The sequence below is a fragment of the Massilia haematophila genome (genome assembly GCF_042647645.1).
GTDB lineage: Bacteria > Pseudomonadota > Gammaproteobacteria > Burkholderiales > Burkholderiaceae_D > Telluria > Telluria haematophila.
Window position 1 is genome coordinate 353,484 of record NZ_JBHRVV010000001.1, and the last position, 13,850, is coordinate 367,333.

Sequence of the window (13,850 nt, forward strand, 5' to 3'; positions counted from 1 at the left end):
AATCCGCCCACCCTACCGGCCTCATCCGGAATGAGTTGACACGTTCGCACCGTTTTGCAACACTCGGCTGGCTGCTGACTGAAGCCAGGCGCACACCTGCGCGCCGCTCCAGGTTGGCGGTTTTTACATTGCCGGAGAGCCGATGCGCGCCATGTCCCGATTGTTGTTCACCATCGCCCTGAGCTTGTCCGCGAGCGTCGCCGCCGCGCAGACGCAGATCGCGTCGTTTTCGCCTGAGGGCGAGGTGAAGCAGGTGCGCCAGGCGACGGCGCGCTTTTCGAACCCGATGGTGGCCTTCGGCGACCCGCGCGGACAGCAGCCGTTCGCGGTCGACTGCGCCGGCGTGGACAAGATCGGGGGCAAGGGCCGCTGGATCGACGCCAGCACCTGGAGCTACGATTTCGATGCCGACCTGCCGGGCGCCGTCGCCTGCCGCTTTACGCTGCGCGAGGACAGCCGCGACCTGGCCGGCCAGCCGCTCGCGGGCCAACGCGAATTCCGGTTCACCACCGGCGGGCCGGCCGTGCTGCGCTCGCAGCCGCGCGACGGCGCCGACGGCATCGACGAGGCCCAGGTCTTCGTGCTGGCGCTGGACGCCCCGGCGCGCCGCGACAGCATCGAACGCGCCGCCTGGTGCCGCGCCGACGGCGTCAACGAAAAGATCCCGGTGCGGGTGCTGGAGGGCGAGGAGCGCGCGCGCATCGTCGCCACGCGCCGCGACTTCGTCGACCGCCACCTGGGCGCCTGGTCCAGGGCGCGCGGCCAGGCCTGGCGCGCCGGCACGACGCTGGAGACGCCGGGCACCGCCGACCAACTGCCGCTGGCCGTGCTGCAGTGCCGCCGCACCCTGCCGGCCGGGCAGAAGATGGCCCTGGTCTGGGGCAAGGGCATCGCGGCGCCGAACGGCGTGGCGTCCGGCGCCGACCAGCAGCTCGACTTTCGCATCCGTCCCGACTTCACGGTGTCCACCCGCTGCGACCGGGTCAATGCCCGTGCCGGCTGCGTTCCCTTCCTGCCGGTGCGCGTGAACTTCAGCGCGCCGGTGGCGCTGAAGGATGCGCAGGCGCTCGCGCTCGAAGCGCCCGGCGGCAAGCGCTTCGCGCCGACGATCGACAAGGAGGATGCCAAAGGCGGCTTCGTGCAGGACCTGACCTTCGCCGGTCCTTTCCCGGAACGCGCCGAGCTGCGCCTGCTGCTGCCGCCCGGCCTGAAGGACGACGCCGGCCGCGCGCTGGTGCTGCCGGCGAAAGCGAAGCTGGTCCTGCGCACCGACCGCCAGCCGCCGCTGGTGAAGTTCGCCGCGCCCTTTGGCATCATCGAGGCGAAAGGCGACCGCATGCTGCCGGTCACGGTGCGCAACGTCGAGCCGGCGCTGGCCACGGCGGTGCGTTCCAGCGGCACCTCGCTGCGCGTTGGCCGCGAGGAAGACGTGATCGCCTGGATGCGCCGCCTGAACGGCGGGCGCAACGCGGACTGGGAGCCCCGCGCGCAGTGGGGCGACAGCCTCGCCAAGCCGGTGCTGGGCAAGGGCGCCGCCGGCGAGATCGCACGCTTCGCCCTGCCCAGGCCGAACGGACGGCGCGCCTTCGAGGTGATCGGCGTCCCGCTGCGCAAACCGGGCTTCTACGTGGTCGAAGTCGCCAGTCCCCAGCTGGGGGCGGCGCTCGACCGCAAGGGCCGGACCGCCTACGTCCACGCCGGCGCGCTGGTGACCAACCTGGCGGCCCATTTCAAGCACGGCGCCCAGTCCTCGCTGGTGTGGGTGACCTCGCTCGACAAGGGCCGTCCGGTGGCGCGCGCCGAGGTCGCGGTACGCAACTGCGCCGGCAAGCTGCTCTGGAGCGGCCGGACCGACGCCAACGGCGTCGCCCGCATCGGCAGCGAACTGGCGGCAAGCCAGTGCCGCGGCGGCGGCGGCTTTTTCGTCAGCGCGCGCAGCGGCGAGGACTTCACCTTCACCCTGTCGGACTGGCAGCGCGGGATCGAGTCCTGGCGCTTCAACCTGCCCACGTCCGGCGTGGACGAGGACAGCCGCCTGGTGGCGACCGTGTTCGACCGCAGCCTGCTGCGCGCCGGCGAGACCGTCCACATGAAGCACTTCCTGCGCCGCCGCACCACCAAGGGCATCGCGCTGGTGCGCGCGGGCGACAAGCCGCCGCGCAGCGTGCCCGGCTGGCCGGTCGAGGAGGCGGCCGAGGACAAGGCGCCGCTGCCGGCCCAGGGCTGGCTGGTGCACACCGGCAGCGGGGAGAAGACGGTGTTCGCGCTGCAGTGGGACGCCGGCGGCGCCGCCCTGGGCGAGTGGCGGATCCCGGTGGAGGCAAAGCTGGGACAGTACCAGGTCGTGATCGGCGGCCAGGTTGCCGGCGCTTTTCGCGTCGAGCAGTTCCGGGTGCCGACCATGAAGGCGGTGCTGCAGGGCCCGGCCGGGCCGGCGGTGGCGCCGCGCAGCCTGCGCATCGACGCCCAGGTGAACTACCTGTCGGGCGGTCCCGCGGGCCTGGCGCCGGTCAAGCTGCGTACGGTGCTGGACGAGGCCGCCCCGCACTTCGAGGGTTTCAAGGATTTCGTGTTCGGCGCCGGGGACGTGAAGGAAGGCGTCGAACGCGAAGGCACGCATGCCGGGGACGATTGGGACGAAGAGGGCGAGGGTGCCGAACAGGAAGGCGAGGACGCAGGCCACGGCGCCGAGGCCGCGCGCACCCGTAGCCTGACGCTCGACCGCCAGGGCGGCGCGCGCATCGAGGTGGCCGATTTGCCGCGGCTGGACCGTCCGCGCAGCCTGCTGGCCGAACTGAGCTACCCGGACGCGAACGGCGAGATTCTCACCGCTTCGACCCGGGTGGCCTTGTGGCCGGCGTCGCGTGCGGTCGGCATCAGGACCGGCGGCTGGATCGCCGGCCAGGACATCCGCTTCCAGGTCGCGGTGCTGGACCTGCACGGCAAGCCGGCGGCAGGCAGCCAGGTCGAGGTCGACGTCTTCGAGCGGGTCAGTTACTCGCACCGGCGCCGGCTGGTCGGCGGCTTCTATGCCTACGAGAACAGCAGCGAGATCAGGCGCGTCGGCCAGGCCTGCAGCGGCCGCACCGACCCCAAGGGGCAGCTGGCCTGCGCCATGGCCGCGCCGGCCCGCGGCAACCTGATCCTGCGCGCGCGCAGCGTCGACCCCGAGGGCCGCGCCGCCGTCACCCATGCCGACATCTGGGTCGGCGGCGCGGACGACGGCTGGTTCGAGGGCTCGGACAACGACCGCATCGACCTGCTGCCGGCCAAGCCGCGCTTCGAGCCGGGCGAGGACGCGACTTTCCAGGTGCGCGCGCCGTTCCGCTCGGGGACGGTGCTGGTGACGGTCGAGCGCGAGGGCATCCTCGACACCTATGTGCGGCCGTTCTCCGCCAGTGATCCGACCGTCACGATCCCGATGAAGGCGCATTACGCCCCCAACGTCTATGTCTCGGCGATGGTGGTGCGCGGCCGCGTCGCCGGCGTGCAGCCGACCGCCCTGGTCGACCTCGGCAAGCCGGCCTACAAGCTGGGCATCGCCCAGGTGCCGGTCGGCTGGGCGGCGCACGAACTGAAGGTGGTGGTGTCGAGCGACAGGCAGGTCTACAAGGTGCGCGAGCAGGCCCGGGTGCGGGTGAAGGTGACGCGCCCGGACGGCAAGGCGCTGCCGGCGGGGGCGGAAGTGGCGCTGGCGGCGGTCGACGCGGGCCTGCTGGAACTGATGCCGAACGAAAGCTGGAAGCTGCTGGACGCGATGATGCGCCAGCGCAGCCTGCAGGTGGAAACCTCGACCGCCCAGATGCAGGTGGTCGGCAAGCGCCACTTCGGACGCAAGGCGGTGGCGCATGGCGGTGGCGGTGGACGCGGCGCCAGCCGCGAACTGTTCGAGACCCTGCTGCTGTGGCAGGGCAAGGTCAAGCTCGACGCCAACGGCGAAGCCGCGCTGCCCGTGCCGTTGAACGACTCGCTGACGGGTTTCCGGATCGTGGCGGTGGCCAGCGCCGGCGCCGCGCTGTTCGGCACCGGCGCGGTCGATGTGCGCACCACCCAGGACCTGATGCTGGTGTCGGGCCTGCCGCCGCTGGTGCGCGAGGGCGACCGCCTGCGCGCCGGCTTCACCTTGCGCAATGCCTCGGAGCGCAGCCTGCGCGTGGAATTATCCGCCAGCGTGGCCGCCGACGGCGGCGCGGCGACAGCCCTGCCGGCGCAGGCCGTGACCCTGGAGCCGGGCGCGGCGCGCGAAGTCGGCTGGGACTATGCGGTGCCGCAGGCACAGGCGCTGCGCTGGCAGATCGATGCCCGCAGCGAAGGGGCGAACGAACGTGCGAGCGAAGGTGCGCATGACAGCGTGCGCGTGACCCAGAAGGTCGACGCCGCGGTGCCGGTGCGCACCCTGCAGGCGACGCTGGTGCAGCTCGACGCGCCGAAGACCATCGCGGTCGCCCGGCCGGCGGATGCGCTGCCCGAGCGCGGCGGCGTGCGCACCACCTTCAGTCCGCGCCTGGCCGGCAGCATGGCCGCGGTGCGCGACTACATGCGCAGCTACCCCTACACCTGCTTCGAACAGAACACCTCGCGCGCGGTGGCGCTGCGCGACGCGAAGATGTGGCAGGGCCTGGTGGCGACGCTGCCGGCCCACCTGGACGGCGAGGGCCTGGTCAAGTATTTCGCCACGATGGAGCAGGGCAGCGACAGCCTGACGGCCTATGTGCTGTCGGTCACCCAGGAAGCCGGCTATGCGATCGCGCCCGAACTGCGCGCGCGCATGGAGGAGGGCCTGGTCGCCTTCGTCGAAGGACGGGTCGTGCGCGGTTCGGCACTGCGCGCCGGCGAACTCGCGGTGCGCAAGCTGGCGGCGCTCGAGGCGCTCTCGCGCACCCAGGAGGTGCGCGCGGCCTGGCTGCAATCGATCCGCATCGAGCCCGACCTGTGGCCGACCTCGGCCCTCGTCGACTGGTACCTGGTGCTGCGCCGCACGCCGAGCCTGGACGGGCAGGCGGCGAAGCTGGCCCAGGCCGAGCGCATCCTGCGCGCGCGCCTGAACCTGCAGGGCACGACCATGGGCTTTTCGACCGAGCGCAGCGACGACTGGTGGTGGCTGATGGCCACGCCCGACGCGAATGCCAACCGCCTGCTGCTGGCGATGCTCGACAATCCGGCCTGGCAGGCCGACATGGGCCGCCTGGCGCGCGGCGCGCTGGGACGCCAGCAGCGCGGGCGCTGGGACACGACCCTGGCCAATGCCTGGGGCGTGCTGGCGCTGGAAAAATTCTCGGACAAGTTCGAAGCGACGCCGGTGAGCGGCAAGAGCGTTGCGATCCTGTCCGGTGGCGGCCCCGGCGCCACCTGGAGCGCGGATTGGCGCAACGCGGTCCCGGCGACGACCCTGCAGGCCTGGCCGCAGGGCGGCAGCGGCCAGCTGACGCTGCGCCACGACGGCGCCGGCAAGCCCTGGGCCACGGTGCAGAGCCTGGCCGCCGTGCCGCTCAAGGCGCCCCTGGACGCGGGCTTTCGTATCGTGCGCAGCGTGACGCCGGTCGAACAGGCGAAGAAGGGCGCGTGGACGCGCGGCGACGTCTACCGCGTGAAGCTGAGCATCGACGCCCAGGCCGACATGCGTTGGGTCGCGCTGGACGACCCGATTCCGGCCAGCGCCAGCATCCTCGGCACCGGCCTCGGGGGCGATTCGCGCATCGCCGGCAGCGGCGAGCGCCAGCGCGGCTGGGTCTGGCCCGCCTTCGAGGAGCGCACCCAAGGCGCCTTCCGCGCCTATTACGAGTTCGTGCCGAAAGGGCAGTGGAGCATCGAGTACACGGTGCGCCTGAACAACGCCGGTCACTTCAGCCTGCCGCCGACGCGGGTCGAGGCGATGTACAAGCCCGAGATGTTCGGCGAGCTGCCCAACGCGGCCGTCGTCGTGGGACAGTGATGCGCCGGCTGCTGTGCATGTTGGTCCTGCTGCTGGCCTGCGCCACGGGCGCTGCGCCGGCCGCCGTGCCGACGCCGGCCGAGGTGCGCGCGGCCTACCAGCCGTCCAGCGCCCGGCTGCTCGACCGCCACGGCGAGCCGGTCGACTCGGTGCGCGTCGACATGCGCGTGCGGCGCCTGGCCTGGACGCCGCTTGCCGAGATTTCGCCGGCGCTGGGCGCGGCGGTGCTGCAGGCCGAGGACCAGCGCTTCATGGCGCACGGCGGCATCGACCTGCGCGCGGTCGGCCAGGCGGCCTGGGACAACCTGTTTCGCGATCGCGCGCGCGGCGCCTCGACCATCACGATGCAGCTGGCGGGCCTGCTCGACGCCGAGCTGCGCGCCGGCGGCGCCGGACGCAGCTGGAGCCAGAAGTTCAACCAGGCGCTGGCCGCGCGCGAGCTCGAGGCCGGCTGGAGCAAGGCGCAGATCCTGGAAGCCTACCTGAACCTGGCGAGCTTTCGCGGCGAGCTGCAGGGCGTGGCCGCCGCCGCGCGCGCGCTGTTCGGCAAGGCGCCGTCGGGACTGGACAGCGTCGAATCGACGATCCTGGCGGCCCTGCTGCGCGGGCCCGGCGCGGCGCCGAAAGCGGTCGCGCGCCGCGCCTGCGCGCTGGGCCGGGAGTTGAAGCTGCGCGAAGGCTGTCCGGCTATCGAATGGCAGGCCGAGGTCGCGCTCGGCCGTCCGGCCGCGGCGGCGCTGAAGGAGAGCGCGCCCCAGGTCGCGCGCAAGCTGCTCGGCGCCGGCGGTGCCGGCAGCGCGGACGTGCGCAGCACCCTGGATGCGCGCCTGCAGCGTTTCGCGCTCGACTCGTTGCGCCGTCATTTGCGCGAACTGAACGAACGCAACGTGGCCGACGGCGCCGTGGTCGTGATCGACAACGCCAGCGGCGAGCTGCTGGCCTATGTCGGCAATACCGGGCGCAGCGAAGTGGACGGGGTGGCGGCGCTGCGCCAGGCCGGCTCCACGCTGAAACCTTTCCTCTACCAGCTGGCGCTCGAGCGGCGCCTGCTGACGGCCGCTTCGCTGCTGGACGACAGCCCGATCGACGTCGCCGGCGAGGCCGGGCTCTATGTGCCGCAGAACTACGACCGCAGCTACAAGGGCTATGCCAGCGTGCGCACCAGCCTGGCCAGTTCGCTCAACATCCCGGCGGTGCGCACCCTGCTGCTGCTCGGGCCGGAGCGCTTCCACGCGCGCCTGCAGGAGCTCGGCATCAGCTCGCTGCGCGAGGACGCCGCCTTCTACGGCCCCTCGCTGGCGCTCGGCTCGGCCGACGTCTCGCTGCTGGAACTGGCCAACGCCTACCGCACGCTGGCCAACGGCGGCCTGGCCGGCAGCGTCAGCCTGCGCCCGCGTGCGCCGGAGGCGAAGCGGCGCGTGCTCGACGCCGGCAGCGCCTGGATCGTGGGCGACATCCTGTCCGACCGCGGCGCGCGCAGCCCGACGTTCGGCCTGCGCAGCGACCTCGCCACCGCCTACTGGAGCGCGGTCAAGACCGGCACCAGCAAGGACATGCGCGACAACTGGTGCCTTGGCTATTCGGACCGCTACACGGTCGGGGTCTGGGTCGGCAATTTCGATGGCCAGCCGATGTGGGACGTGTCGGGCGTGTCGGGCGCGGCCCCGGTCTGGCGCGACCTGATGGACGAGCTGCACCGCGAGCGCCCAGCGCGCCAGCAGGCGGCGCCGAAGGAGGTGCTGCGGCGTGAAGTGCGCTACGCGCCGGCGATCGAAGCCGCGCGCCAGGAGTGGTTCCTGCGCGGCACCGAGACCGCGCTGGTCGAAGCGGTGGCCTTCGATGCCCGGGTGCCGCGGATCGTCTACCCGGTCGACGGCAGCATCCTGGCCGTCGATCCGGACATCCCGGCCGGGCGCGAACGGGTGCTGTTCCAGGCCCAGGCCGGGGAGGGCCTGCGCTGGCGCCTGGACGATGAAGCTTTGGGCCCGGCCGACGCGGCCGCAGCCTGGCGTCCGACGGTCGGCGCCCACCGTCTCGAGCTGCTCGACGCCGCCGGGCAAGTGCGCGCGACCAGCCGCTTCGAGGTGCGCGGCAACCGCAAGGCCGCGCAGTAGAAGCCTGGCTTATGCATGAGCGCGATTTATCGGTAAAGCCGATGGAAGGCCTCTTTTGTTGCTGGCCGGCGAGCGCTGGCGGCAGGAGCCCGATGGGCCAGCTCGATAGTGGCGAAAATGCCGCATGGACAGCCTGCTTTGCTCGGGCTTTCGTGGAGATTTGGTTCTATACTGGTATACTAGTTTCCACAAGGAAACTGTATTTATCCCAATTTAATCTCCCGCCCTCCCTTCGTAGGCACGAAGCGGCCGCGTTCATTTTCGAAGAGTAGTAGATGAAATTCAATAATCTTAAGATCGGGGCGCGTCTCGGCCTCGGCTTTTCCATTCTGTTGCTGCTGCTGGCGGCGGTTGCCGGCATCGGCATCACGCGCCTGGAGCTTGTCGGCACGACCAACCGGGCGATGGTGGAAGAGGACCTCGCCGCCGCCCGCATCGTGCGCGAATGGGTGGGATTGGCCGACGTGACCGGCGTGCGCAGCGTCGCGGCCCTCGAGGCCGGCAGCGAGGAGGGCACCCGCTTCTTCCTCGATACCATCGCCACCACGACCAAGCGTGGCGTCGAGCTGCAGCGCCAGCTGCAGGAGCGCGTGGCGGACGATCCGCAGGCCAAGGCCTTGTTCGCCGAGACCCAGGCGATCAGGACGCCGTACCGGGCCGCGCTCGATGCCGCCTTCAAGGCCAAGGCGGCCGGCGACACGGCCGAGGCGCACCGCCTGATGGGCGCCGAGGTCAAGCCGCGGCTGGAAGCGCTCGGCGCGGCCCAGCGCAATCTGGCGCAGCACCTGCAGGGGCGTCTCGATGCGCGCGCGGCGAAGGTGGAGGATGCCTTCCTCAGCGGACGCGTCCAGTTGCTGTCGCTGAGCGCCGCGGCGTTCGCGGCCGGCATCGTGATCATGGTGCTGATCGCGCGCTCGATCACGCGTCCGCTGGCGCGCGCGGTCGGCATCGCCGAAGCCGTCGCCGGCGGCGACCTGAGCGTCCAGTCCGACACCAACGGCCGCGACGAGATCGCCCAGCTGCTGCGCGCCCTGCACGACATGACCGGCAAGCTCGCGCGCATCGTGGCCGATGTACGCAACGGCACCGACAGCATCGCGACCGCCTCCGAGCAGATCGCCGCCGGCAACCTCGACCTGTCGGCCCGCACCGAACAGCAGGCCGGCGCGCTCGAGGAGACCGCCTCCTCGATGGAAGAATTGACCAGCACCGTGCGCCAGAATGCCGATAACGCGCGCCAGGCGAACCAGATGGCCTTGACGGCGTCGGAAGTCGCGACCCGCGGCGGCGAGGTGGTGGCGCAGGTGGTCGACACCATGGGCGCCATCAACGAATCGGCCCGGAAAATGTCGGAGATCATCGGCGTCATCGACGGCATCGCCTTCCAGACGAATATCCTCGCGCTGAACGCGGCGGTGGAAGCGGCGCGCGCCGGCGAACAGGGCCGCGGCTTTGCCGTCGTGGCCTCCGAAGTGCGCAACCTGGCGCAGCGCAGCGCCGCCGCCGCCAAGGAAATCAAGGGCCTGATCGAGACTTCGTCCGGCAAGGTCGGGGCCGGCACCGAGCTGGTCGGCCGCGCCGGCGCGACCATGAACGAAGTGGTCGCCAGCGTGCGCCGCGTCAGCGACGTCATTGCCGAGATCACGTCGGCGAGCCAGGAGCAGAGCGCCGGCATCGAGCAGGTCAACGGCGCCATCGCCCAGATGGACCAGGTGACCCAGCAGAATGCGGCCCTGGTCGAGGAAGCGGCGGCCGCGGCCGGCGCGATGCAGGAGCAGGCTGGCGAGCTGGCGCGCTCGGTGAGCGTGTTCCGCCTGCCCGACGGTGCTGGTGCTGGTGCTGGTGTCGGCGCCGATGCCGGCTCGGCGCTCGGACGCCGCGCCGAGCCGATGCTGCTGGGCCACCGTGCCTGATGTTTTTTGTAAGGAGTTTCAAATGAAGTTGCACAAAGTACTCGCGGCGGCCCTTGGCGGCGCCATCTTCGCTGCCTGCGCTCCCGCGCTGGCCGGCAACGGCAGCGGCGAACTGACGCTGATCCACATGGGCGACCTGCACGGCCACCTGGTGCCGCATCCGAGCGTGCGCAGCGATGCCGCCGGCAAGACCGAAGGCGGCGTGGCGCGCATCTACACGCTGGTCGAACAGATCCGCCGCGCCCATCCCGGCAAGACCCTGCTGGTGAACACCGGCGACACGCTGCACGGCGGCGCCGAAGCGATGTTCACCCGCGGCGAAGCGATGATCGAGGTGCTCAATGCCTTCCGCTTCGACGCTTACACGCCGGGCAACTGGGATTACGTGTATGGCGCCGACAAGTTCCTCTCCTACTTCACCGGCGACAAGCCGCTGGCGCGCTGGAACCCGGTCGTGGCCAACCTGTACTACGACAACTATCCGGGCCTGGAAGCGAAGAGCGGCCAGACCGTGGCGCCGCCCTACATCGTCAGGCAGGTCGGCGGCCTGCGCGTCGGCATCATCGGCTTCACCTCGGACCGCGGCCCCCAGGCCGGCGACCCGAAGATCACCGCCGGGCTGCGCTTCACCGACGGCCGCGCCGAATTCGAACAGTACGTGAAGGAAGTGCGTGCCCAGGACGTCGACCTGGTGGTCGTGATCTCGGAACTGGGCCTGCACGGCAACCTGACGCTGGCCGATGCTTTCCCCGGCGTGGACGTGATCCTGTCGTCGGACAAGCATGAACTGACGCCGGAGCCGGTGTTCTCGCGCAACGGCACCCTGATCGTGGAGCAAGGCATGGACGGCCAGATGGTGGGCGAGCTGCGGGTGCGCGTCGAGAAGGGCGTGGTGGCCGACAAGCGCTACGTGTCGCACCGCATCACCGAGCGGCTGGCGGAAGACAAGGGCATCGCCGCCCTGGTCGCGCGGGTGCGCGCGCCGCTGGTCAGCGGCCCGTCGTTCAAGCCAGGCGCCGTCGTCAATCCGTTCAGCGGTGCGCTGCTGCGCCGCCCGATCGACACCGTGGTCGGCCATACCGAGGTGCCGCTGTACCGCAGCAACTTCGGCGACGAACCGATGCCGGCGGTGATCGAGGGCTCCTCGCACGACTTCCTGACCGACGCCTTCCGCAGCCAGGGCGACGCCCAGCTGGGCATCATCACGGGCTTCCGCTACGGCACCGTGGTCGCGCCGGGTCCGATCACCCTGGAAGACCTGTACCACTTCATGCCGGTGGGCGCCCAGATCGCGCGTGGCGAACTGCTCGGCAAGCAGATCAAGAACGCGCTGGAAGGCAAGCCGCAGAACACCCAGGCCCGCGCCGGCGAATGGGTGAACGGCTGGACCGCCGGGATCAGCGGCCTGACGGCCGGCTTCGACCCGCTGGCGGCCCAGGGCGCGCGCGTGACGCACCTGCGTATCGGCGAGAAGGCGCTGGACATGGAAGCGCGCTACAGCGTGGCCGGGTTCTGGTATCCGCAGATCCCGAACCTGATCAACCGCCTGCCGGCCACCGGCGTCACGGTCGTGAAGGACAAGGACGGTACCGTTCTCGACGCCACCGACGTCGTGGCGCGCTACCTCGAGTCGCTGCCGGGCAAGACCGTCACGCGCGCGGGCCTGCAGCTGGACCGCATCCGCCTGCTGAACCCGCTGCCCGCGGCGGCGCACGGCGTGCGCGAGGTGCAGCCGCTGGGCGCGGTCGCGCGTTAAGGTTCGGTCGACGGCGGTAGCCTCGCCGTCGACCAGAAGCCTGGCTTATAAATGAGCGCGATATATCGGTAAAGCCGATGGAAGCCCGCTCACTTGCCCAGCCAGCTGCGTTCGCCCAGCGGCAGGCGCGACGGCAAGCGTTCGTGCCGGATCAGGATGCGCTCGACCGGCCCGTCCGGGAAATACTCCACCGTCACGTTACCGTCGCGCGAGACCAGCAGGTTCTCCTCGACGGGGAGCAGATGTTTGCGGTAACGCCGGTTCAGGTCGAGATACAGCTCATCGTCGATCAGCTGCAGGCGCACGGCCAGGCCCGAGTCGAGCCGGTACTGGCCCACGACGTCGCGCTTCAGGTCCATGGCCGCACCCAGGTCCATCGGCGCGGCCGCGAAGGCGGTGGATGATGCGAAGGCAAGGCAAAGCAGGGCACGCATGGCTGTCTCCTATTCGTGAGTGAGGCGCGAACTGAAGCGCGACTGTTGAACGGTACTGACGAAGGTTGGACAGGGCAGGGTTTTATATTGCTTCGCGTATGTATCAAATTCTCCTAGAGCAGCACGCGTTCCGGACTGCCGCGGCGCACCGGCCACGGCGCGCAAAACAGAAAGGCACCATGATTTTTCATGGTGCCTTTTTTGCTGCTGCGTATTCGTGCTAGGCCGTGCGGGCTTCCATGCTTATCGCAGCATGGCCGAGCGCCGTGACGACCGGGACTCGACTTTCTTGCGGCACGTCGCCTGGGCAGCCTGCAGGCAAGTGTCAATCCGTATTTCGTGTCACTCGTTTATGTGATGGATGGTTCCGCATCGGTGCGGGCCGCCTTGCCTGCCCGCGCCTCAGGTGCGCTTGACCAGCTCGACGCGCCGGTTCTTGGCGCGCCCTTCCTCGTCCTTGTTATCGGCCACCGGCTTGGTATCGCCCAGGCCCACGGTACCGAGGCGCTCCTTGGCGATGCCGGCGGCAAGCAGCGAACCCATCACGGCGTCCGCCCGCTGCTGCGACAAGGCCTTGTTGTGCGCGGGATCGCCAACATTATCGGTATGGCCTTCGATGGTCAGCTTCAGGGAAGAGTCCTTCTCCAGGAGCTTGGCGATCTCGTCCACGGCCGGCCTGCCATCCGGGCGGATGCTGGCCTTGTCGGTATCGAAGTTGATGTACAGCGCGACGTGGCCGGCTGAAGCCAGTTGGGTTTGCATGGCATCGGCCGTGACAAAGGCGACGGTCTGCTTGAATGGCTGTTCCGCCATCACGAACGTGTTGACATAGCTGCTGCCGGCCATGAGCACGATCCATACCAGCTGGTCGGGTTTCCGTACCAGATAGACATCGTAACTCATGCTTCCGTCGGCGTAGCGGGTTTTCCCCTGGTTTGCGATGATCTCGTCGACCGAGTCCGGAGCCAATTCGGTAGGGGTTGCTTCGTTGACCTTCACGCCACCCATCTGCGCAATCAGGTTTTCGTAGTTGCGCCGCGCTTCCACTTCGCTCATCTTCACATCGCTCAGGTAAAACCTGTGCGACTCGAAACGTCCTTCCACTTTCCTGAGTTGCTTCCCGGCGACCACGTAGAGCGAGTCGAAATTCGCCTTCTTCGTAAACATTCCCTCTTCGTTGAGGCCTGGCGGGTATTCAAGATAAGGGAAGGGGGGCAGCACGGCATTATTGACCGGCACTTTTTCGATATCGAACTGCGCCTGGGACGCCGGGGCGGCGCTACTGGTCGGCGTAGTACTCGCTCCGTTCGACCCAGGCGATGGGTCTGTGGTAGCGGCGGCAACGTCAGCGTGTTGTTCGGCAGGTTTGGGCTTGCAGGCGGCGAGGGAAAAGCTCATGACTGCCAAAACGATAGCTACGGAATGTCGGGACATGTTCGTTTTCTTCGAAATGAAATATGCAGGATTTTAGCCGATGATATCAGAAGCCATTCGCGTAATAGTAATAATTCCAGTCGCTTTAAAAATAGTGCACCGAAATATTTGATAAGATGTGTGCCTCTTTTATCCGCATAATAAGGCGCCATGGGCGAAGCTCAGTGCACTCTGGAGTCAGGCGGTGATATTTCGTGATATTTTCTTGAAGGCAGGTTTTCTATTTCTTATCCACGTCGCATACCAAGCGGCGTGAGAGGGCAATAT

6 protein-coding genes are annotated in these 13,850 nt (G+C 69.3%); 4 read left to right on the forward strand and 2 right to left on the reverse strand.

All coding sequences use genetic code 11. The features are described from left to right. Nucleotides 1-151 precede the first annotated feature (151 nt). The 4 genes from ACFOPH_RS01525 to ACFOPH_RS01540 all read left to right on the forward strand — a co-directional run bounded on the left by ACFOPH_RS01525 (nt 152) and on the right by ACFOPH_RS01540 (nt 11,715). On the forward strand, nt 152-5,932 hold the full coding sequence (locus tag ACFOPH_RS01525) for an alpha-2-macroglobulin family protein (RefSeq protein ID WP_379733024.1): 5,781 nt from the start codon (nt 152-154) through the stop codon (nt 5,930-5,932). Next, complete coding sequence (pbpC, locus tag ACFOPH_RS01530) at nt 5,932-8,046, forward strand: penicillin-binding protein 1C (RefSeq protein ID WP_379733026.1); 2,115 nt, start codon at nt 5,932-5,934, stop codon at nt 8,044-8,046. The genes ACFOPH_RS01525 and pbpC overlap by 1 nt, the downstream gene beginning before the upstream one ends. A 275-nt stretch (nt 8,047-8,321) precedes the next feature. Then, on the forward strand, nt 8,322-9,959 hold the full coding sequence (locus tag ACFOPH_RS01535; RefSeq protein ID WP_312551644.1) for a methyl-accepting chemotaxis protein: 1,638 nt from the start codon (nt 8,322-8,324) through the stop codon (nt 9,957-9,959). Nucleotides 9,960-9,981: 22 nt separating this feature from the next. Further along, nucleotides 9,982-11,715: a bifunctional metallophosphatase/5'-nucleotidase gene (locus ACFOPH_RS01540; RefSeq protein WP_312551642.1), complete on the forward strand. Its 1,734-nt coding sequence runs from the start codon at nt 9,982-9,984 to the stop codon at nt 11,713-11,715. Nucleotides 11,716-11,804: 89 nt separating this feature from the next. Here the strand turns inward: ACFOPH_RS01540 and ACFOPH_RS01545 are convergent, their stop codons facing one another. Next, entirely contained in the window at nt 11,805-12,149 is a 345-nt protein-coding gene (locus tag ACFOPH_RS01545; RefSeq protein WP_379733028.1) for a hypothetical protein, read from the reverse strand. A 402-nt stretch (nt 12,150-12,551) separates the two neighbouring features. Beyond that, the gene (locus ACFOPH_RS01550) at nt 12,552-13,583 is read right to left on the reverse strand and encodes an OmpA family protein (protein ID WP_379733030.1); all 1,032 of its coding nucleotides are present in this window, start codon (nt 13,581-13,583) and stop codon (nt 12,552-12,554) included. Nucleotides 13,584-13,850 lie beyond the last annotated feature (267 nt).

Bases quoted from the DNA above. Each gene is read 5' to 3' on its own strand.
- ACFOPH_RS01525 (WP_379733024.1), top strand. From the start codon at position 152: ATGTCCCGATTGTTGTTCACCATCGCCCTGAGCTTGTCCGCGAGCGTC.
- pbpC (WP_379733026.1), top strand. From the start codon at position 5,932: ATGCGCCGGCTGCTGTGCATGTTGGTCCTGCTGCTGGCCTGCGCCACG.
- ACFOPH_RS01535 (WP_312551644.1), top strand. From the start codon at position 8,322: ATGAAATTCAATAATCTTAAGATCGGGGCGCGTCTCGGCCTCGGCTTT.
- ACFOPH_RS01540 (WP_312551642.1), top strand. From the start codon at position 9,982: ATGAAGTTGCACAAAGTACTCGCGGCGGCCCTTGGCGGCGCCATCTTC.
- ACFOPH_RS01545 (WP_379733028.1), bottom strand. From the start codon at position 12,149: ATGCGTGCCCTGCTTTGCCTTGCCTTCGCATCATCCACCGCCTTCGCG.
- ACFOPH_RS01550 (WP_379733030.1), bottom strand. From the start codon at position 13,583: ATGTCCCGACATTCCGTAGCTATCGTTTTGGCAGTCATGAGCTTTTCC.